We start from the raw sequence: 21278 nt of genomic DNA on the forward strand, positions 1-21278 counted from the left end.
TCCGGAGCCTCAGACGCTCGTGTCCGCTATGGATGCGAACGCTCGGGACAGCGAGCGGCCGGAGAGTTCCGCGTAGTGCACGGCGGTGGCATGCCCGTTCTCCCGCAGTTCGACGTGCACCGCATCGATGGTCAGGACTGAGCGCAGCGCGTCCTCCAGTCCCGATCCGTCCGCCGGGAGGAGGAGGGCGTTGTAGCCGTCGAGTACTTCGTAGCCGGTCCGCTCGTCCTGTCGGCCTATGTAAGCGGCTCCCAGCGACATGAGGGCGATGGGCACGAGGCTGTTGACCGGTTCACCGAGCGAGACGATCGCCCGCGCCCCGACCAGCCGGAGCTCCGCGAGCGCCTCTGCACTGTCCGGCGCCTCCGCCCTGTGCTCGACGGTGGCACCGACCTCGGCCGCGAGCCGGTCGACAGTGGAGCGCACGGTGGCGTCGGCGCCGATGGTCACAACGACGCCTGCCGGGGAGGCTGCAGGGAGTGGTGCCGGTCGGAGGGCAGGTACGACCCTGTGGGGCACCTCCCACGCGGTCTCCGCCTGCAGCTGTCGCTGGGTCCAGCGGTTCGGCGCGACGTACTCGAATTCCGGGCGGTACTGCGAGATGATCCTGGCCTGGAGCCCGGGGTCGGTCGGGTGGAAGATGCTCTCGACGGTCGGCAGGAGGTACGCGGGCTTCCCAGCATCGACGGTCGAGAGCCAGACGGTGACTCCAGCCTTCCAGTCGGCCGCCACGGCAATCGAATCGCGCTGCTGGAGACGGGCGATGACGTCCTCGTCCGGCGCGGAATCCGAGTGCAGCTCGTGGATCACGGCGGCGTGCCCGCTCGCTCGGAGGGCCTCGACCTGCTGCTCGACGTAGTGCCGCCAGAGTCCATCGGTGGCGTCGGACACCACGACGTCGACGTCGACGGGCTGCGCGACCGTGCGGGTCAGGAACGAATCCGCCCACTGTCGCCAGAACTTCCGCATCGATGCCAGTTCGCGCCATCCCTGGCTGTAGCCACGCGACGCGGACTCATGATGGACCAGCATGGCGGCGGGCTGGTAGTAGCAGCGAACGCCGTGGCGCCACGCCTGGAGCCCGTAGTCGACATCCTCGAACCCGAGCCAGTACTCGTCGTCGAGCACCCCCACCCGCTCGAAGGCGGACCGGGTGATGTAGACGCAGGCACCGGAGACCGACCTGTTGTACCCGGGCACGTTCGCCGAGGGCTTCGTCGCGGGCGCGCCGACGTGCAGGTGGCCGAACCACTGCGGCGCGAGCACGCGGGCGTAATACGTGCCGCCGTACTGGATCCGACCGTCGGGGTAGACGAGCTTCGGACTGACCATCCCGATGTTCTCGTCGATCTCGTACGCGCTGTACTGGAGCGCCTCCAGCCAGCCGGCCTTCGCGACGATGTCACTGTTGAGGAGCACGATGTCGTGGCGGGCGAGACGCATCCCGACATTGACCGTGCCGGCGAAACCGAGCCGCTCGTCCTTCAGCACGACGGTGATGCGATCGTTCTCCAGCTTCTTCAGCTCGGCGGCGTTCTCCGGCTGGCAGTAGTCATCGACGATGATGACCTCGTAGTCGAACCCACCGCAGGTCTCCTCGATGCTCTTCAGGCACTCTGTGAGGAGCGGGAGGTCGTTGTAGCTCGGAATGACGATGCTCACCGGCCGCCGATGCACCGCCGACCACGCGACCATCTCGGCGTTCGCGCCGAGGCCGCGGGTGTTGAGAGGATAGAACCACCCGGAGGAGAGGTTCTTGGCCGTCTGCTGGAAACGCGGAGGGATGACCCTGTAGACGCGGCGCGCGAGCGCGATCGGCAGATTTCTAACCATGAACGTGAGCCACCCCGGGAACCATAGGAAACAGGAGACCATGCTACCGAGCGAAGAAGTCGATCACGAACCGGTGCGACGACGCCTGCTGGTGATCGCCCCCGATGTCGTCGGAGCGCGCATGGCCGGTCCCGGATTGCGTTTCGTGGCTATCGCCCGCGCGCTGGCACCCCACGTCGACGTGACGTTCGCGAGCGGCGTTGCGGGGAGCGGGGTCGTCGACTTCGACGGATCGGACGTCACCGCTGTCGAGTACTCGTCGCGGGAGGAGCTCGAAGTACTCGTCGAGCGCACTGACGCCATCTTCTGCCAGTTCATCGACACCAACGTGGCACGGCATGCCGTCGAATCCGGTACCCGGATCATCTACGACTTCTACAACGCCCTCCCCATCGAGACGATCGGCGCCGAGCGCATCAGCGGCTTCGACACCGCCCCGGACAAGGACCGCGAGTTCGCCGAGCTGCTGCGCTACTTCCGCTTCTGCTGCATCACGGGCAGCCTCTTCGTCACCTCCAACGAGCGCCAGCGAGACTTCTGGCTCGGCTTCATGATGGCGTCGGGAGGGCTGATCCCGAGCACGCTGGACGCGCGCGATGAGAAGGACATCCTCCCGCTCCTGCCCTTCGGCATGGAGAATCACGAGCCTGTGCGCTCGCGCGCCGGCCTCCGGGGTTCTCACGGCATCTCCGAGGACGACTTCGTGCTGATCTGGGCCGGAGGGATCTGGGACTGGTTCGACGCCGAGACGCCGATTCGTGCCGTTGCCGCACTGTCCCAGGACGACCCGCGGATCAAGCTCGTCTTCTACGGCACCGAGCACCCGAACGCCGTGATCGGCCGCCCCAAGGCCGTCGATCGTGCCCGCTCCCTCGCCCAGGAGCTGGGCGTCCTGGGGACGCAGGTGATCTTCCTGGACGCCTGGGTCCCGGCTGCAGAACGGGCGGACTACCTGCTCGACGCCGACGTGGCCGTGTCGGCTCACCATCCGTCCCTCGAAACCCGGTTCGCGTTCCGCACGCGCATCCTCGACCACTTCTGGGCCCGCCTTCCGAGCGTCGTCAGCGAGGGCGACTGGTTCGCCGAGTACATCCGGGATGAGGGCTTGGGACTGGTCGTCCCGTGCTCTGACGTCGATGCCATGGCTGATGCCATCGGCCGGATGGCGTCGGACGCTGCCCTGCGTTCAGCCACCGTTGAGCGCATCGACGCCGTGCGCGACGGCTGGCGGTGGGACGCGACGACGGCGAGCCTGGTGCATGCACTGACTGACGGCTGGGGCGCGCTGCAGCCCGGCCGAGTGCCGGCGGATGACGCAGGCGTCGAGATGCCGCTCGTCTCCCAGCGACGGTCCGCCTTCCGGGAACGCGTGTCGGGCAGTCGCCTGGGCGGTGCCTACAGATCGATCCGACGGCGCTGAGCGTCAGCGGTGAGCGGTCAGGCGTCGCGTCCGTCGCTGGGCGACAACGAGTCGTAGAAACTCCGCACCCGGTCCAGGATGATCGGCCAGGTGAACCGCGCGGCGGTCTCGAGCCCGGCCGCGCGCAGGCGCTCCTGCTCGGCCGGATCGGCGAGGAGTCGCTCGATCGCCTCGGCCAAGCCGGCCGCGTCGTCCTGGCCGACCATGATGCAGTTCTCGTCTGCGACGCAGAAGTCCCGGTTCCCATGCGAATCCGTGGTGATCACCGGGCATCCGGCCGCCATGGCCTCGAGGATGGGGAGACAGTAACCCTCGTGGCGTGACGTCTGCACGAAGACCGTGGCCGTGTTGTACAGCTCGTTGACGCCGGCATCGCTCGGACGCTCGACGTAGTCGGCTCGCTGGTCGTCCACGAGGTCGGGCTCCGTGCCGAACAAAAGGAGACGCGGGCGGCGGTCGCCGAGCGACTTCCACGCTGCCAGGGTCATGGCGAAGTTCTTCTGGAAGAACGATCGCCCGACGGCCAGCACGGTGTCACTGCGACGCTCCACGTCAGGGAGCGGGTGGAACACCTCGGGGTTGAAGCCGTGCGGGATGAGCTCAGCGACGACACCGATCCCGGCGAGCTCCTGCTGCTGGTACCGCGCTTCGGTGATCGTCACCATCTCGTGTCGATAGCTCGCCACCACTGCCGCTCGCGCCACCGCGTTGTCAGGGTAGAACCAGGTCTCGAACTCCTGGACGAAGTTGACGGGGATGCCTCGATTGACGCTGGCGAGCCAGACGACGTCAGCGGTCTCCCACCAGGTCGCCACCTTCACCGCATCCTCGTTCCGCAGCGAGAGCATGAGGTCCTCGTAGCTGCGGAATGAGCGCACCGGAACCTGCAGCTCGAACCATGTCGGCTCCCCCTCGAGGGACCAGATGGCGACGTCCAGGCCGCGGGCTGCCAGGCCGTTCGCGATCTCGAAGACCGCGCGGATGCCGCCGCTGATGGAGGTCGCGTTGAGCACGAAGATCACCCGGCGGCGTCCGTCGGTGCCGTCGACGATGCGCCCCTCGAGCCACGCCCGGCGGTCGTCGGAGTCGGAGGGGAGCGGGAAGACCGCGACGTCGAGCACCACGGCCGGGAAGACGAGCGTACGTACATTGGCGCGCCAGCCGCTCGCGATCAACGCCGCGACCTGGTCGTCGATCGGAAGCGAGGCGATCTCACGACGGGGCGTGGCGACCCTGTCCACAGCGCTGCTGGTGACGTAGAAGCCGTGCGCCACCGCAGCGAGCGCGTAGCGGGGGATCAGATTCTGACCGACGTCGACAGCCTGGCCCGTCGCCGCGGTCCAGCGAGACGAACGCCGGTCGTACTCGATGCCTGCGACGATCGAACCGTCGACCCTGTGCGCAGGCGTCGCGAAGCCCACCTCGCCGTCGGGGTGGTACTCGTAGGCGGCGTGCTGCAGGCGCACGATCTGCGTCGCGGTCACCCGCGCCTCCGCCAGATCGATGATCACGACGTCGCAGCGTCGCCAGTAGCGCTGAACGTGATCCAGGATGCCGACGAGGTCAGCACTGGCATGGGCGTCGAGGAAATCGCACACCGTGAACAGGGCGGGGTCGAGCCCGCTCAGCCTCTGGGCCTGTGCCGGCGACACCAGGACGTGGCAACGAACCGTCGAATGCAGCGTCCGAATCCAGTCGACGGAGTCCGCGCCCGTCTCGACGCCGATCAGGGCGAGCACGGTCGGGTGGGAGTGGGTGCGATGCCAGCCGAACGCGCGCGCCTCGGTGAGGGCGGTCGTCACTCCATTGGCGAAGGTGTCGCTGCGTCCGGCGGCCTCCTGCGCGAGATCCGCGTAGAGCTTGCGCTGCGCGAGATAGGTGCGTGGACCGATGCGCAGCAGGCTCGAGAGCCCCGTGGCTCCGGCTGCGACGGCATCCGAGCCGCGAGCGAAGGCTCCCGCGCCCGTTCGGAGCACCTTCTTCAGCACGGTGACCCCTCCTCCACTCGCCCGAATCCGACCCAGGACGGATGCGTCACTGAGTTGCCATTCTATGCGACCCCGACCCGGTGAGCCCGGTTGCGGCCTGTCGCTCACCGCCGCCCCGGAGTGGACACCGGTACTCTCAGGAAAGACTCCTGCCTCGTCGTGAGGCGTCGACGAATCGACAGTCGAGCGATTGGAACAGCATGCCCCGAGCCCTCATCACCGGTGTCACCGGCCAGGACGGCTACTACCTGAGCAGACTGCTCCTCTCGAAGGGCTACGAGGTCTTCGGGCTCGTTCGTGGTCAGAACAACCCCAAGGTCGAGTTCCTGCGCGCCGAGCTCCCCGAGGTGAAGATCCTCACCGGAGACCTGCTCGATCTGTCCAGCCTCATCCGCGCGATCGGATCGGCCGACCCCGACGAGATCTACAACCTGGGCGCGATCTCCTTCGTCGCGTACTCCTGGGAGAACGTGCATCTCACCAGTGACGTCACGGGCAAGGGCGTGCTGAACATGCTCGAGGCGACTCGCCTGCACGCCGGCGACGATCTCGGCCGCATCCGCTTCTACCAGGCATCCAGTTCCGAGATGTTCGGAAAGGTGCAGCACATCCCCCAGACCGAGGCGACCCTGCTGTGGCCACGGTCGCCCTACGGTGTCGCCAAGGCGTTCGGACACCACATGACCATCAACTACCGCGAGTCGTATGGAATGCACGCGTCGAGCGGCATCCTGTTCAATCACGAATCCCCGCTGCGCGGGCCCGAGTTCGTCACGCGCAAGATCAGCCTCGCCGTCGCCCGTATCGCGGCCGGGCTCCAGGACGAGCTCGTCATGGGCAATCTCGAGGCCCGGCGGGACTGGGGATTCGCCGGCGACTACGTGGATGCGATGTGGCGCATGCTGCAGCAGCCGCATGCCGACGACTACGTCATCTCCACGGAGGCGACTCACAGCGTCCGCGAATTCGTCGAACGCGCCTTCGCCCGCGTCGGGATCAGCGACTGGGAGCGCCACGTCACCCAGGACCCCGCTTTCTTCCGCCCGGCGGAGGTCGACCTGTTGATCGGAGACTCGACGAAGGCCAGAGCCGCACTCGACTGGCGCCCGAGCGTCTCCTTCCCCGAGCTCGTCGACCTCATGGTCGACGCCGATGTCGACCGCGTCGCGCGTGGACTGGTCTGAGGCGCGCATGCCCACCGCGCTGATCACCGGGATCACCGGCCAGACCGGCAGCTACCTGGGTCAACAGCTCGTGGGAGACGGGTGGGAGGTGCACGGCCTCGTCCGCTCGAACGACGCCCAGAGGACCGCGCTGGCCGGCCTGCTGCCGCAGGCCACCCTGCATGACGGGGACCTGACGGACACGGATGCCCTGCGAGCCCTGGTCGACCTGCTCGAACCCGATGTGATCTTCAATCTGGGCGGCCTGAGTTCGGTGGCGGCCTCCTGGACTCATCCGGTGGACACGGCCGAGGTGACCGGCCTGCCGGTCGCCACACTCCTCGACGCCGCGTGGCGCCTGCGGGAGCGCACCGGGCGCCGGGTCGGCTTCGTGCAGGCGTCGAGCGCGGAGATCTTCGGAGCCGCCGAGACCTCTCCGCAGAACGAGCAGACGCCGGTCCGTCCGACGAATCCCTACGGAGCCGCGAAGGCCTACGGTCACCACCTGGTCGGCGTGTACCGGGGCCTCGGGCTCGAGGCGTCGAGCTGCATCCTCTTCAACCACGAATCACCGCGGCGCCCGGAGACGTTCGTCACGCGCAAGATCACCCGAGGGGTGGCACGGATCAGCCTCGGCCTCTCCGACGGCATCACGCTCGGCAATCTCGACGCCGTCCGCGACTGGGGTCACGCGCCCGACTACGCCCGCGCGATCGGTCTTGCCGGCACGACCACCGCGGGCGACTACGTCGTCGCCACCGGTGTCCCCCACTCCGTGCGTGACTTCGTCGCCGCGGCGTTCGATGCCGTCGGGATCGACGACTGGAGCCCTCTGGTGCAGACCGATCCCGCCTTCGTGCGACCGACGGATGCCATCGCGCAGATCGGCGACGCCCGGCGCGCACGCGAGGTGCTCGGCTGGATCCCGACGACGGGGTTCGCTGCCATCGTCGCCGAGATGGTCGCGTCCGATCTCAGGGATCTCTCGGCCGGTTGAGGGTCGGTTCGACGCCGCGCGGCGTCCTCTGCCTGTCAGGATCCGCGGCCCTCCGGAAGCTAGAATGCAGTGTTTGCAGCTGGAAGGAAGCTCCATGGGTTCTCGTGTCGTCAGCGTGTCCACACGGACCGTCGACGAGCCGCTCCGTGAAGTGGGGAGATCCGGCGGCAACCGGGGATTCGCGGCCTCGTTCCGGGAGATCTACGGGTACCGCCAGCTGCTTCGTCGCCTGGTCCAGCGTGAGTTGCGGGCCAAGTACAAGAACAGCAGCCTCGGTATCCTCTGGTCGCTCGTTCGGCCCCTCGCCCAGCTGCTCATCTACTACATCGCGATCGGCCAGTTCCTGGGTGCCGCCCGGGCGATCCCCGACTTCGCCATCTTCGTCTTCACGGGCCTCACGGTCTGGGGCCTGTACAGCGAGATCGTGAGCGCCGGGACGACCTCGATCGTCGGCAATGCCGGTCTGGTCAAGAAGGTCTACGTGCCGCGCGAGATCTTCCCCCTCGCCGCCGTGGGCGGCGCGATGTTCAACTTCCTCGTGCAGTTCTTCATCCTCGTGGTGGCCACCGTCGTGCTGGGCCGTGCGCCGCTGCACTGGGATCTGCTCTACGCGGTCGGGTCAATCGCCATCGTCGTCGTCCTGGGCACCGCCCTGGCCCTGGTCCTGTCCGCCCTGAACGTGTATCTGCGCGACGTGCAGCACCTCGTCGAGATCATGCTGTTGATCTTCTTCTGGGCCTCCCCCATCACCTACTCGATGAGATTCGTCAACGATGCGCTGCACGGCTCCCTGCTCGAAGAGCTCTACCTCGCCAACCCGGTCACGCTGGCGGTGATCGGCATGCAGAAGGCCATGTGGATGGCCGGTGCCGAGGACCCCACGCAGTACTGGCCGAGCCACCTCGCCCTGCGGATGGCGATCGCCCTCGTGGCGAGCATCGTGCTGTTCTTCGTGGCGCAGTCGATCTTCTCCCGCCTGCAGAGCAATTTCGCCCAGGAGTTGTGACGATGCCCGCCTCAGTCGAACCTCTCGTCAGGGTCGAGCGCGTCTCGAAGCGCTTCGTCCTGCACAAGGACAAGTCCATCAAGGAACGCATCCTCTACTTCCGCAACAGGAAGCGGTCGCGGGAGGAGTTCGCCGCCCTCTCCGACATCTCCCTCGAGGTCGGGCTGGGTGAGTCCGTCGGCCTGATCGGCCACAACGGCTCGGGCAAGAGCACGCTTCTCAAGGTGATCGGCGGCATCATCGACGCCTCGGACGGCAGGGTGTTCCGCCGAGGTCGTGTAGCCGCCCTGCTCGAACTCGGGGCGGGGTTCCACTCCGACCTGTCCGGTCGCGACAACGTCTACCTGAACGCCTCGATCCTCGGCATGTCGACGGAGGAGACGGATGCGGTCTTCGATGACATCGTGGAATTCTCAGGCATCGGGGAGTTCATCGACACCCAGGTGAAGTTCTACTCGTCCGGCATGTACGTGCGACTCGCCTTCGCTGTCGCCGTGCACTCGGATCCCGACCTCCTCCTGGTCGATGAGGTGCTCGCCGTCGGCGACGAACCCTTCCAGCAGAAGTGCATGACCAAGATCCGCCAGTTCCAGCGCGAGGGCCGCACGATCCTGCTCGTGAGCCATTCCGCCGAGCAGGTCGCCGACGTGTGCAGCCGCACCATCGTCCTCGACGGTGGGCGCATCGTTCACGACGGGGGCGTCGGCGAGGGGATCCGCGTCCTGCGCGAGGGGTACGAACGCGACAGGGTGATCGCGCAGGAGGAGTCCGCGGCCCGCAACGGCGGCGAGGACACTGGAGCGAACGGGGCTGTCACGATCGACGACGTCACGGTCCACACGGCCGACGGCGCGAAGGTCGGCACCATGCCCGTCGCCAGGGGCACCGACCTCGTCATCTCCATCCACGCGACGGTGGTGAGGAGCGTCGAGTGGATCACGGGGTTCACCCTCGAATCGACGCTGGGCCAGACCGTGTACAGACTGAACACCGAAGGACTGGAGATGGACCTGCCGTCCGCGCCCGGCGAGTACCGCATCGACTTCCACGTCCGCGACACCAACTTCGGCCGCGAGCGTCTCATCCTCAGCGCCGGAGCCACGACGATCGACGGAACGACGATCGATCTCTTGAACCCAGCCGCATACCTCGACTTCGAGGAGGACCCGGCCGGTGCCGGCGTCGTCCAGTTCGATGTCGACGCCGTCGTCAACGCCGAATCGGTGCCGTCAGGGTGAGTCACGACAGTCCTTCCCGTGCCGTGGTGACGGTCGCCTACCGATCGGACGGAGAACTCGGCGAGTTCCTCGAGAGTGCCGCTGCGGCCTCGCTCGATCCGGTCCTGATGGTCGTCGCCGACAACCTGCCGTCAGTGGGCGGCGCCGCCCGGATCGCAGCAGGTCATGGAGCGACCTACCTCCCGATGACCGCGAACCTCGGATACGGCGGCGCTATCAACGCGGCGGCCGACACCCTCCCCGACTCCGTCGAGTGGATCCTGATCAGCAACCCCGACGTCGTTCTGGAACCCGGAGCGCTCGACGTGCTCATCGCCCGGGCGGCAGGCGATCGCCGGATCGGAAGCGTCGGTCCGCGCATCCTGAACGAGGACGGCACGATCTATCCGTCGGCCAGGGCGATCCCGTCGATCAGGTTCGGCATCGGTCATGCGCTGTTCTCGCGAGTGTGGGCCGGCAACCCGTGGACCCGGCGCTACCACGCGGCCGACGCCGCCGGCATCTCCCGCGAGGCGGGATGGCTCTCCGGAGCATGCCTCCTCGTGCGCCGAACGGCTTTCGAGGGCATCCGCGGATTCGACGAGGAGTTCTTCATGTACTTCGAGGATGTCGACCTCGGGTTCCGTCTCGGCCGTGCGGGCTGGACCAACGTCTACGAGCCGGCGACCTCGGCGACCCACCACGGCGCCCGATCGACATCGACGGAGTCGGCGGCGATGATCACAGCGCACCACCGCAGCGCCGAGCGCTTCCTCGCGAAGCGCTACTCGTCACCGTGGCTCGCGCCCGTGAGGCTCGTCCTCCTCGCCGGTCTCCGTCTGCGAGCCGCCGTCGCGACCAAGAGCCGCTGACCTGATCCTCAGCTGACCGACGTCTGCCGGGGTTCCCGACGCCGCCTGACGAGCGCCAGGATGCCGACGGCGAGCAGGGATCCGACAGCTCCCACCACGCTCACGGCGATTCCCTCGCTGAATCCCGGTGTGCGGTACGTCAGTTCGACAGTGTGACTTCCTGCGGGCACATGGACGGCGCCGGCAGCATGATCGGCCGCCACGATGTCGACCCGGACGCCGTCGACCGACGCCGTCCAACCCGGGCGACGCAGCGAATCCTCGACGAGGAGCCAGCCGGATCCCGTCGCATCCACGGAGAATCGCATGCTGTCGTCGTCGGAATCGTCCTCCTCGATGCTCGCCGTCGATGCGGTATCGGTCGGTCGGACATCCTCCTCGGTGTCGAGGACGACCGCGTCGGCAGGGACCGCTCCGTCCGCGAGGGCTTCCACACGATCGTCTGCGTCGGCGATGACGATCGAGGATGACGCCCAGCGCACCCGTTCCAGTGCCGTCGTTCGTTCGTAGACGGTGGCATCGCCCGCCTGCGCCGTCCGGATCCCGTCGCCGGTCACGGGACGGACGACCCCGATGGCCAGGGTGCCGGCCGACGTGGCGACCGGCACAGGGCCGGAGATGCCGTCGAGCGTGAGCCGTGCCGTCCACCGGGTCGCGGCGGGGATCGAGTCTCCCGCGATGGCGACGTTTCGAGGACCCGTGAACTGCGGCACCCACGTGGTCGTCGAGGCCAGAACGGCACCATCGACGTCAAGGATGTCGACCCGCACGTCCACCCCCGCGTCGCCGGAGGCGAGCCCTGATGCGTCGAAGGACAGGCCGCGGATCGGGCCGGCGTACACGGCGGACTCGATTCCGGCGCCGGAATCGACGGCGACCGCGCCGTCGGCGGGAAGCGGCTCGGTCATCGCTCCGATCGCTGCGACAGCAGGCGGCACCACGAGGTAGCGAACACCGAGTCGATCGAGTATCGGCGATCGCGAACTCACCGGAAGCCCCTCACTCGTCATCGTGGAGTAGGTCGCAGACTTGAAGATGTCGGGATCCACAGCCGTCAGGAGGTCCTTCCACGCGACGGTGTGGAAGCCGTGGCCGTCGACCGATCGCAACCCGTACGCGGTGTTCGACCCGGGCATCATCGCCTGGTCCACGGTCGCGAAGCGATCGTCGCCGAGTTCCTCCTCCAGGAAGTCGTGCGTGCTGGTGGACGGGTAGAAGGTCTCGCTCGGCGATGTCGGCCACCAGATGGACGTGACGTAGAGCGCCGGCGACACGACGAGGAGCGGCAGCATGATGCCCGCGACGACCACCGACCATCGCGCCGCCGTGAGCCACACCAGCGCAACGAGCACAACGGCCAGGACGGCGCACGCCGCGATCGCACCCACCTCGGGCCGCAACCGATCGAGCCGATCGACTGGGACTGCGCGATAGGCGCCGATCACGAGGATCACGGCGGCCACCGCGACCGCGGCGACGACGACGACGCGGACGATCGCCGCCGCCAGAGCGGCTCGGCTCCGTCGCGCGAGGCGCACCTCCACCCTGAGGGGCACGGGATCGAGCAGCGCGGACAGGCCCATCGCTGCCAGGACGGCCGCGAAGAAGCCGATCATGACCCGCAGTCGGCCAATGTAGTTGTTCGAGAAGATCGGGAGTTCCTGAACGATGGCCAGCAGGATCCCGCCGGCGTAGGTCAGCGCGATCGAGATGAGCAGGGCCCAGACCAGGTAGGTGCGACCGCTCAGGCGCGACCGCGTCCTCGGTCGCACCAGGATCGCCGCGGCCATCAGAACGAGGGTCGCAGCGCCGAGGTAGGAGAAAGCCTCGACACGATGCTCCGGAACCCAGATCCCGACCGGTTCCGGTCCTCCGTTGATATCGGGGATGAGCACGGATGCGAGCTCCGACCAGGCGAGATGCCTCATCGGATTCTGCTCGCGCACGTCGAAGTCCAGAACCGACAGGGCATTGATCGCGAACGGGATCATCTGCCACGCCGCCAGAAGGCCACCCACCACGATGCCGCCCACGGCGACGCCGGCGGCCGCGAGAACCGGTCGCACGCGTCGATGGGTGGTGATCGATCGCACGAGGAACCAGGCGCCGGCAGCGTAGAGGGCGTAGCCCGTGATAGCGGGGAAACCGCCGAGCAGCATGGCCGCCACGATGGGCCCGATGATGAGAAGGTCGACGGCCCGGGGCCGCACGGCCACCCGGTCCACCGCCCAGAACAGAAGCGGGATGAATGCGGCCACGCGGGTCTGTGGCCAGTTCGTCCAGGCGATCATGAAACCGCTCGAGGCGAAGACGAGGCTGGCCAGAGGCCACGCAGCCCGGTGGACGCCAAGCCGACGGAGGAGGAGGCACATCCCAGCCGTGAGCGCGACGATCTCGAGCAGCTTGACGTAGCCGGCCGCCATCATCGGGGGGAGAACCCACCACGGAAGCGAGAGCGGTGAGTACGCGCCGGAGTTCGGCAGTCCCCCGAGCTCGCTGCCTCCGGCGACGAACGGGTTCCACTCGGCGAGCGACCCGGCCCGTGCCGTGTCGACCAGCAGCATCACCTGCGGAGCCGCCGAGTCGACGGTGTCGCCGAAGAATGGAACCAGCAGCGGATTGGTGTCGCCCGTTGCCGACGCCCACGGAGCGAACGAGGCGAACATCCTCGTGTCCAGGAACGAGCCGATGCCGAGCAGCGGCGTGCCGATGCTCACCAGTGTGAAGACGACCAGGGCCGCCCAGGAGACCACGCCCACCACGCCGGCGCCAGAAACGTGTCGGCGCAGGGTGGCGGCACCTGGCGCACGGGAACGCAGTGACGTCACGACTGCACACCTCTTCCACGTCCCCCGGCCGACAGTCGATTATCACCCACGTGGCCGCAGACCCGGCACGAGCGCGGCGGCTGCCGAGATATCCTTGTGCTTTGCCTGTTTCTCCTCCCGTCGAAAGCCTTCATGAAACTCTTCGTCCAGATCCCCTGCTTCAACGAGGAGGGGACGCTGCCGCTCGTCCTCGAGTCCATTCCGAGGCAGGTCGACGGCATCGACGACATCCAGATCATGATCATCGATGACGGCTCGACGGACCGCACGGTCGAGGTCGCGCGGGCGCACGGCGTGACCCACATCGTGCGGCATCGCCGAAACATGGGCCTGGCGCAGTCCTTCGCCGACGGCATCGACTACGCCCTCCGCCACGGTGCAGACATCGTCGTGAACACCGACGGCGACAACCAGTACCCGCAGGCTCGGATCGGCGACCTCGTCCAGCCCATCCTCGCGGGCACGGCGGAGATCGTCATCGCCGACCGGCAGACTGCCAAGATCGAGCACTTCTCGGGCTTCAAGAAGTTGATGCAGCGCTTCGGGAGCTGGGTCGTCAACCGAGCCGCGGGCACGGACCTGCCGGATGCGCCGAGCGGGTTCCGCGCCTACTCGAAGTACTCGTTGATCCGCCTCAACGTGGTGACCCGCTTCAGCTACACGATGGAGACCATCATCCAGGCCGGGTACAAGCGGCTGGCCATCACCAGCATCCCGGTCGAGACGAACGCGAAGACGCGCGAGTCTCGACTCTTCAAGAACATCTGGCAGCACATGGTCATGTCGGGTTCGGCGATAGTCCGGGCGTACCTCATGTACCGGCCCTACGTCATCTTCGCGGGGCTCGGGATCATCTTCGGGATCGCCGCTTTCATCCCCTTCGTGCGGTACGTGGTGCTCCTGTCCGTCGAGGAGCCCGGTGACCACATCCAATCCCTCCTCATCGGGGCCATTCTCGCCACAGGCTCGCTCCTGGCCTTCGCGCTCGGCGTGATCGCCGACCTGACGCGCATCAACCGCTCGCTTCACGAGGACACGCTCGAGCTCATCAAGTCCCAGCGGTATGGCCAGTAGATTCGCCGAACGCCTCCGGGCGCGGGCGACGGCGTTCACCACGTCCAGGCCGGTGCGCTGGGTCAACGCCCACCGACGCGTGCTCGCGATCGTCGTGCTCAGCTCCTTCTTCGCCTTCCTGGTCGTCTACCTGGCGCTCAACCCCGGGCTGCTGGTGCAGGCCTTCTCCATCGGTTGGCTGAACATCTCGATCCTGCTGGCGCTCTACCTGCTGATCGTGACGACGCACTTCGGCGTGCTGGAGACCACCATCAGGCTCAGCAGCAATCGTCTCCCCTACCGTGAGGGCTTCCTCCTCACCGTGTACTCGACGGTGTCGAACTTCTTCGGCCCCCTGCAGAGCGGGCCCGGCATCCGTGCGGTGTACCTGAAAGGCCGCATCGGGATGCGGTTCCGCGACTACACCTATGCGACGCTGTACTACTTCGGCGCGTTCGCCGTCATCAACGGCTCGCTGCTGTTCGCCAACACCGCCCCCTGGATCACCGTCGCGGGACTCGTGGTCGGGGCGGCGATCGTCTGGGGAACCGCGTGGAAGGCCGGCATCCTGGACCGCTGGGTCTGGGTGGCCGCCCTCGGCGTCGTCGTGGTGGTGCAGGTGCTCCTGATGACCATCGTCTACTTCGTCGAGATCAACGCCGTCTCCGACGCGAGCTACACCTTCGCGCAGGCCCTGTCGTACTCGGGCTCAGCGAACCTGTCGTTGTTCGTCTCGGTCACGCCGGGCGCGATCGGCATCCGCGAGGGATTCCTGGTCTTCGCCCACTCGCTCCACCAGGTGCCGCTGGACACGATCGTGGCCGCCGGGATCGTCGATCGAGCCTTCTACGCCGTCTTCCTCGGTGCGCTATTCGGCGTCTCGAGCCTGTTCCACCTGCGCGGGATCTTCCGGAAGGATGACGCGACCGAGGAGTGATGCGACGTCGGCGTTGCTGAACCGCTCCTCGTAGAGGACTCGTCCGGACGATCCGATGGCCGTCAGCTCATCACGATGGACGCTCGCCCAGGCGATCTCCGCGGCCAGTGCCGCCCCGTCGCCGCGTCGCACGATGAGCGCGTCACCACGATGCGAGAACACGTGGCTCTCGAGGTTCTCGCCGATGACCGTGGGGAGAGCGCTCGCGAGGAACTGGTAGGTCTTGCCGGTGATGACGAACCGCGATTGCACTGTGACGCCGAACGGCCCCCCGAGCATGAGATCGCTGCGCGAGAACAGCGCTGGCAGCTCCGCGTAGTCCACCCATTCCGTGTAGTCGATCCTGGCGCCGGCCTCGACCGCTCGCCGGATCGCCTCCATCGTCTCCTCGTCGCCTCCGACGAGATGGAACCTGATGCCCTCGTCGGCCGCGAGGCGAACCGCCGCGTCCAGGACCACGTCGACGCCGTGCAGGGGAAGCATCGAGCCGTAGTAGAGGACCGTGAACACCCCGGCGCTGCGCGCCGTCGTCGACCCGGGAGAGAAGTGCTCCTCGTCCGTCGACACGGGGATCGCATGGAAGAGCCCTCGTGACAGGCCCATGAGCGATGCGGAGTAGGCGGCGTGCGACTCGGTGTCGGCCAGGACGCCGGCGGTGCGGCGCATCATCATCCGGAAGACCTGCCTCAGCAGCCGGGCCGGGAGCGACCGCTCCCCGAAGTGGTGGTGCTCGTGGACGAACCATTCGACCGGGTTGATGAACTCGTCGTAGTAGACGGGCCGTCGTCCGGCGAGCAGCAGTACGACCGGCAGGATCTCGTAGCCGCGGAATGTGACGAGGTACGCGTCGGGCCGCGCGCGGCGCAGGCGCCACAGCTGTGCGGCGACCTGGCCGTAGCGACGCAGCCCCCGCGCGCTGTTCTTGACGACGGTCACGGTCGAGAACCGACCGGACTGCTCAGCTGCCGCGCGGAGCGTGATCGCCCTGACGTAGTCCGGATGCCTGTAGCAGGTGACGATCGCGAGGGAGGGCCGCCCCTTCCCGTCACCTGCCACGGGCGTCACGGCTGGCGCGCGCGGTACTTCGCGATGACATCCGGCGCGTCTCCGACGGCCTTGAGGTCGCCGTGGTGCAGCCAGGCGAGCTTGTCGCACATCTGTTGCATGGTTCCCATGCTGTGACTCACGACCACGACCGTCTTTCCCTGCTTCTTGAAATCCGCGAACTTCTGGCGGCACTTCGCCTGGAACGCCTCGTCCCCGACGGCCAGAACCTCATCGACGAGCAGGACGTCGGGATCCACGTTGATGGCCACCGAGAACCCCAACCGCACGTACATGCCGGAGGAGTAGTTCTTCACGGGCTGGTCGATGAACTCCTCAACGCCCGAGAAGTCGACGATCTCATCGAAACGCTGGGTGATCTCCTTCTTGCTCATCCCCAGGATCGACCCGTTCAGGAACACGTTCTCGCGACCGGACAGTTCGGGGTGGAACCCCGACCCGACCTCCAGCAGCGCCGCCAGGCGTCCGTCCGTCGTGATGGTGCCCGTCTCCGGATGCAGGATCTTGGCCACGCACTTGAGCAGCGTCGACTTGCCGGATCCGTTGTCGCCGATCAGTCCGAAGGTCGAGCCGTGCGGGATCTCGAGCGACACGTTCCGCAGCGCCCAGAAGTCGGTGTGCGAGGAGATGCGCCCCCGCATGATGGCGGACTTCAGGCTCTGATTGCGCTCCTTGTACATGCGGAAGCTCTTGGAGACGTCGTCGATGACGACAGCCTCGCTCACAGGAGCTCCGCCAGCTTGCGGGAGTGGCGCGAGAAGACGAGGTAGCCGACGACCAGCGAGATGATGGCCGCCACCACGCAGAAGAGCATGTCGTTCACGAGCGGCATGCGGTTGTCGTAGAGGAGATTGCGGAAGACACTGACGAAACGCTCCATGGGATTGAGTCGATAGAGGCTGAGGATCGTCACGTCTCCGAAGAGCGGACCGATCGCGTCGGACTGCGACGACACCAGCTGGATGGGGTAGATGATCGGCGTCAGGTACATCCACATCTGAAGCACGATGCTCATGAGGTACTGCGTGTCTCGGAAGAACACGTTCGCGATCGATAACATGAGGGCGAGCCCGACGGCGAAGGCGGCGAGGACGGCCATGAAGACGATCACGAGCGGCAGCCACGGCAGCACGAAGGAGCCGAAGATCATGAGGGCGACGACGAGCACCACCATCTCGAACGCCCAGTTGTACGCTGCTGCTGCCGCGGTCGAGAAGACCAGCACCATACGCGGGAAGTAGACCTTCTTGATCAGCCCGGCATGACTGAGAAGTGTTCCCATACCGCCGGTGACGACGGCCGTGAAGAACGTCCACGGCAATAGACCCGACAGGAGCCACAGCGGGAAGACGTCCAGACCGGACGGGTCACCGGGAAGCGGGTTGACCCGCAGGATGAATCCGAAGACGATCGTGTAGATCACCATCGCGGCCAGCGGGTTGATGAGGGACCACAACTGCCCGAGGATCGTACGCTTGTACTTTCCCTTGATCTCCCGCTGAGCCATGTTGATGAAGAGCTCTCGCGAGTTCCTCATATCGGCTAAAACACTCAATCGCTTTTTCTACTCTCTTCGGGTGACTGGAGCCGCAATAGTTTAGACCACAGTCTTTCGCGCGACGTTCAGGATCCCGGTCGGGTCCCCGTCGTACCGGACTCAGGCCGGGTGAACTCGTTCCGCCTGCACGCCGCGGGGGTGCGCCGAACGGGCCAGGAGCACGTCGGTGAGCAGCGTCTCGGCCCGAGCTTCGAAACTGTGGTGGAGGCGCACGTGCTCGGAGGCCAGCATGACGTCGTCGGCGGAGGGCCAGGATGTGCGTTCGGCCACGTTGGCGGCGATGTCATCGGCCGAGCGGACGACGGTGACGAATCCCGCCAGATCGTCCGGCATCCCGTTGATCTCGTCCGACATCACCCGGGCGCCGGCTGCCAACGCGTCGAACACGCGATTGGAGAGGAAGCCGAGTGCCGCCATGTCAGGCCAGTGGTCGTTCAGCACCCAGGAGGAGCTGCGATAGAGCCTGGCGGCCTCGTCGGGGCTGACGCGCTCGGCGTGCACGAGGGCCGGGTCGATGCGACCGGCCCATCCCGGACCGTAGATCGCCGGCTCAACGCCGGAGTCCACGGCGAACTGGACGATCGGACGCTCGACACCTCTGGTGGATCCGACGAAGACGACCTCGTGGCCCGTGTCGGGCGAGCCCACAGCGGGGGTGAAGCGCGAACTGTTGGTGGCCTGCAGCAGGGGCGCGACGTGTTTGCCGAACTTGGCAGAAGCATGTGCAGCCCACAACTCGCTCGCCGCATAGACGAGGTCGAAAGACCTCACCTCCTCGGCGGTGACGAGCTCGGGGTGACTGATGATCCACAGCACATTCACGGCGCCGGGCTGGGGCACGACCACGTCGAGTCCGCGGAGGACGACGACCACGTCGTCCAGATGGCGGGCTGCACGCTCGTGCGCGTCCCGTCGATCGACGACGACCTCCTGCCCGCTGGTCTCGAGCGCGCGCGCGAGATCGGCGGCGAAGAATGTGTCGCCCCAGAAATCACCTCTCGGACCCGCGTGGGCTGCGGTCTTGATCGCCCAACGGAGTTGCGGCTGCCCCGCTCGTGCTCCGCTCTCGATCGTGCGCGGTGGGCGCACGACGACGGGACGGGAGTCAGCCACGCGCGCGGTCTGGTAGGAGTGCCCGGGATCCACGTGCGCGACGTCGAATCCGGCCGACGCGTAGCGCCACCTGTCGTCGATGCTGAGGGAGTCGGCCCAGCGCTCGAGGAAGATCTTGCGGTTCTGCTCGCCGCGGCGGAACCGGCCGGGCGACTTGCTCTCGTGGTGGTAGACGGTCGCGTCCCGCGCCACGACGAAGTGGCCGCCGCGCGTCTCCCCGAGCCGGAGGCAGAGGTCGACATCCTCGAACCCGTTCTCGAAGATGGTGTCGAAGCCTCGGGACTGCATCACGTCATCGGCGCGCATGGCCATGCAGGCGGCGGTGATGGCCGCGAAGTCGTGGTCGCCCGCGCGGTCTACGTCCTCCCGCGGATGCCCGGCCAGGAAGTGCCATGGCAGCATCCGGGGCCCGCCGAACACGGTGCCTGCTGCCTGGATGGTGTCGTCGGGGTAGAGCAGCACGGGTTGGACACCCAGGACATCCGGATCCGCACGCAGGCGTTCCAGCAGCGGCTGGAGCCAGCCACTCGTGACCTCGGTGTCGTTGTTGAGGAACACGATGAACTCACCGGTCGACGCGGCGGCGGCGTAGTTCGAGGCGAGGGCGAAGTTGTGGTTCCGAGGAAGCCGATGGAAGCGGACCTGTGGGTGGGCACCCCAGAGACCCTGCAGGATCGCACCGACGGAGCGTCGGGACCCGTTGTCCACCAGGATCAACTCGAGATCGGTCTCTCCCGAGTTGGCCAGAACGGCCCGAACGGCGCGATCGGTCATCGCCCAGTCCTCGAAGATGGGCATGGCGATCGACACCCGATCATGGACCCGCTCGGCTGTGGGCCAGCTGATCAGGTTCTTCGCGATGACGACCTTCTCCCAGCCCTCCGGCTCTCGGCTGGTGATGCGGTCATGGGCGTTCGTGCCGTCGTTGTAGTCGGCGCCGATGAACGGGAGGAAATGCGGCGCCTCGATCTCGGCGAGACGGAGGATGAGGTCGTAGTCGACCCAGCGGCGGATGCCGACATCGAATCCACCGGCCTGTTTGATGAGCTCGACGTCGACGACCATGATGTTCAGGTCGATGGAGTTGCCGCCGTCGAGGAGGTGCTGGTGATCGGTCGGGAGGCCCTGATAGAACACCACGCCGTTCGGCTGGTGCCGGGTCAGTGCCGTGAAGACGAACCGCGATCCCGATTCCTGCATGCCGGCGAGGGCCAGATCGAGGAAGTCCGGCATCCACGAATTGTCGGAGTCGAGGAAGGCGACAACATCGGCGTGGGCGTGCGCGACAGCGGTGTTGCGAGCCGCCGACACACCGAGCGCAGGCTGGCTGACCACGACGATGCGCGGATCGCGACTCGCCTCGCTCTCGATGACCGCGAGAGTGTCGTCGTCCGACCCATCGTCGACGATGATCAGCTCCCAGTCGCCGCGCGTCTGCGCCTGCACGGAGCTGATGGCGTCCCCGATCATGCTGGCCCTGTTGCGCGCCGGCATGACGATCGAGACACTCGGGCGGGCTCCGGGCGCCGGGGGCGCACCCACCGCCGCCGAGCGGTGGGCCTGCGCCCACGCGACCGACAGCTGGGAATCCTCCGCCGTCAGTGGATGCTGCCGCGTGCGTTGGGCGGCGGACTGGGACGCGAACGCCTGAGCCCGCTCGATGGCCTTGCGACGTTCGACCCCCCAGGAGCCTGTCCTCCGTCGCGCCCGCTCGGATGCACTGATGGGCAACGGGGAGTCGTCGGTGGCGGTGGCGATGAAGTGCTGCAGGGCCCCGAGAGTGGACGGCGGGGTGATCCCCGACTCCACGCAGTAGGCGACGGTGTCGAACAGCGGGGAGGAACTCGTCAGGGGGAAGGGGATGTCGAACAGGACGCTGTAGATCGCCGGCCCGTCCTTCTTGGCGGCTGCCGCGTACCACTCGTCCTCGATGAGGGGCGAGACGGAGAAGCCGGCCTCAGCACCCGCCGTCACGTAGTGGTGGATCGCCGCACGCTGGTTCGGGAACTCGCGCCCCAGCTGGGCGCTGTAGTACTCCTGATCGAACAGGCCGGAGCGTTGGAGGACGTACTCGATCTGACGGCCGCGGACACGCCGGGCGCTCTCCGGGAACCGGCGATTCATGGCGCCGTGGGCGGTCTCCAGCGACCGTCGGAGACCGTCGTGAAGAACAGGGGGCAGGCCCATACCGCTACCAGACACGCCGGGCTGGATCCGACGTCGGGACG

The 21278-nt window shown here is 67.1% G+C and carries 15 protein-coding genes; 8 read left to right on the top strand and 7 right to left on the bottom strand.

The window, feature by feature from the left end:
- Window positions 1-9: 9 nt before the first annotated feature.
- On the bottom strand, window positions 10-1833 hold the full coding sequence (locus AADV74_RS08350) for a glycosyltransferase family 2 protein (protein ID WP_342112989.1): 1824 nt from the start codon (window positions 1831-1833) through the stop codon (window positions 10-12).
- Window positions 1834-1906: 73 nt separating this feature from the next.
- Here AADV74_RS08350 and AADV74_RS08355 point away from each other — a divergent pair, with 73 nt between their 5' ends.
- A complete protein-coding gene (locus AADV74_RS08355) occupies window positions 1907-3253 on the top strand; it encodes a glycosyltransferase (protein WP_342112990.1) in 1347 nt (448 codons plus the stop codon).
- 17 nt (window positions 3254-3270) lie between these two features.
- Here AADV74_RS08355 and AADV74_RS08360 read toward each other — a convergent pair whose 3' ends face one another.
- The gene (locus tag AADV74_RS08360) at window positions 3271-5241 is read right to left on the bottom strand and encodes a glycosyltransferase (RefSeq protein ID WP_342112991.1); all 1971 of its coding nucleotides are present in this window, start codon (window positions 5239-5241) and stop codon (window positions 3271-3273) included.
- A 200-nt stretch (window positions 5242-5441) separates the two neighbouring features.
- On the opposite strand from AADV74_RS08360, the gene AADV74_RS08365 reads away from it, so the two are divergent.
- The 5 genes from AADV74_RS08365 (at window position 5442) to AADV74_RS08385 (ending at window position 10496) form a co-directional block, all read left to right on the top strand.
- A complete protein-coding gene (locus AADV74_RS08365) occupies window positions 5442-6425 on the top strand; it encodes a GDP-mannose 4,6-dehydratase (RefSeq protein ID WP_342112992.1) in 984 nt (327 codons plus the stop codon).
- Between the two features lie 7 nt (window positions 6426-6432).
- Window positions 6433-7401, top strand: a complete 969-nt coding sequence (locus AADV74_RS08370; RefSeq protein ID WP_342112993.1) for a GDP-mannose 4,6-dehydratase — start codon at window positions 6433-6435, stop codon at window positions 7399-7401.
- 115 nt (window positions 7402-7516) lie between these two features.
- Complete coding sequence (locus AADV74_RS08375; protein ID WP_342112994.1) at window positions 7517-8407, top strand: ABC transporter permease; 891 nt, start codon at window positions 7517-7519, stop codon at window positions 8405-8407.
- Window positions 8408-8409: 2 nt separating this feature from the next.
- Window positions 8410-9645: an ABC transporter ATP-binding protein gene (locus AADV74_RS08380; protein WP_342112995.1), complete on the top strand. Its 1236-nt coding sequence runs from the start codon at window positions 8410-8412 to the stop codon at window positions 9643-9645.
- Between the two features lie 26 nt (window positions 9646-9671).
- Window positions 9672-10496 carry a glycosyltransferase gene (locus AADV74_RS08385; protein WP_342112996.1) on the top strand — a complete coding sequence of 275 codons (825 nt, stop codon included), beginning with the start codon at window positions 9672-9674 and terminating at the stop codon, window positions 10494-10496.
- Between the two features lie 8 nt (window positions 10497-10504).
- Here AADV74_RS08385 and AADV74_RS08390 read toward each other — a convergent pair whose 3' ends face one another.
- On the bottom strand, window positions 10505-13324 hold the full coding sequence (locus AADV74_RS08390; RefSeq protein ID WP_342112997.1) for a YfhO family protein: 2820 nt from the start codon (window positions 13322-13324) through the stop codon (window positions 10505-10507).
- 132 nt (window positions 13325-13456) lie between these two features.
- On the opposite strand from AADV74_RS08390, the gene AADV74_RS08395 reads away from it, so the two are divergent.
- Complete coding sequence (locus AADV74_RS08395) at window positions 13457-14398, top strand: glycosyltransferase family 2 protein (protein WP_342112998.1); 942 nt, start codon at window positions 13457-13459, stop codon at window positions 14396-14398.
- The gene (locus tag AADV74_RS08400; RefSeq protein ID WP_342112999.1) at window positions 14388-15314 is read left to right on the top strand and encodes a hypothetical protein; all 927 of its coding nucleotides are present in this window, start codon (window positions 14388-14390) and stop codon (window positions 15312-15314) included. The genes AADV74_RS08395 and AADV74_RS08400 overlap by 11 nt, the downstream gene beginning before the upstream one ends.
- Here AADV74_RS08400 and AADV74_RS08405 read toward each other — a convergent pair.
- The 4 genes from AADV74_RS08405 to AADV74_RS08420 all read right to left on the bottom strand — a co-directional run bounded on the left by AADV74_RS08405 (window position 15246) and on the right by AADV74_RS08420 (window position 21237).
- Window positions 15246-16379, bottom strand: a complete 1134-nt coding sequence (locus tag AADV74_RS08405; protein WP_342113000.1) for a glycosyltransferase — start codon at window positions 16377-16379, stop codon at window positions 15246-15248. The two genes, AADV74_RS08400 and AADV74_RS08405, sit on opposite strands and share 69 nt — an antisense overlap.
- A complete protein-coding gene (locus tag AADV74_RS08410; protein WP_342113001.1) occupies window positions 16376-17104 on the bottom strand; it encodes an ABC transporter ATP-binding protein in 729 nt (242 codons plus the stop codon). Before AADV74_RS08410 ends, AADV74_RS08405 begins: the two co-directional genes overlap by 4 nt.
- Window positions 17101-17916: an ABC transporter permease gene (locus tag AADV74_RS08415; protein ID WP_342113002.1), complete on the bottom strand. Its 816-nt coding sequence runs from the start codon at window positions 17914-17916 to the stop codon at window positions 17101-17103. The genes AADV74_RS08410 and AADV74_RS08415 overlap by 4 nt, the downstream gene beginning before the upstream one ends.
- 120 nt (window positions 17917-18036) lie before the next feature.
- Window positions 18037-21237 carry a glycosyltransferase gene (locus AADV74_RS08420; RefSeq protein WP_342113003.1) on the bottom strand — a complete coding sequence of 1067 codons (3201 nt, stop codon included), beginning with the start codon at window positions 21235-21237 and terminating at the stop codon, window positions 18037-18039.
- Between the last annotated feature and the right edge of the window lie 41 nt (window positions 21238-21278).

Origin of the sequence: Leifsonia stereocauli, from assembly GCF_038432415.1 — a bacterium.
Lineage (GTDB): Bacteria > Actinomycetota > Actinomycetes > Actinomycetales > Microbacteriaceae > Orlajensenia > Orlajensenia stereocauli.

Bases quoted from the DNA above. Each gene is read 5' to 3' on its own strand.
- AADV74_RS08350 (WP_342112989.1), bottom strand. From the start codon at position 1,833: ATGGTTAGAAATCTGCCGATCGCGCTCGCGCGCCGCGTCTACAGGGTC.
- AADV74_RS08365 (WP_342112992.1), top strand. From the start codon at position 5,442: ATGCCCCGAGCCCTCATCACCGGTGTCACCGGCCAGGACGGCTACTAC.
- AADV74_RS08370 (WP_342112993.1), top strand. From the start codon at position 6,433: ATGCCCACCGCGCTGATCACCGGGATCACCGGCCAGACCGGCAGCTAC.
- AADV74_RS08380 (WP_342112995.1), top strand. From the start codon at position 8,410: ATGCCCGCCTCAGTCGAACCTCTCGTCAGGGTCGAGCGCGTCTCGAAG.
- AADV74_RS08395 (WP_342112998.1), top strand. From the start codon at position 13,457: ATGAAACTCTTCGTCCAGATCCCCTGCTTCAACGAGGAGGGGACGCTG.
- AADV74_RS08400 (WP_342112999.1), top strand. From the start codon at position 14,388: ATGGCCAGTAGATTCGCCGAACGCCTCCGGGCGCGGGCGACGGCGTTC.
- AADV74_RS08415 (WP_342113002.1), bottom strand. From the start codon at position 17,916: ATGAGGAACTCGCGAGAGCTCTTCATCAACATGGCTCAGCGGGAGATC.
- AADV74_RS08420 (WP_342113003.1), bottom strand. From the start codon at position 21,237: ATGGGCCTGCCCCCTGTTCTTCACGACGGTCTCCGACGGTCGCTGGAG.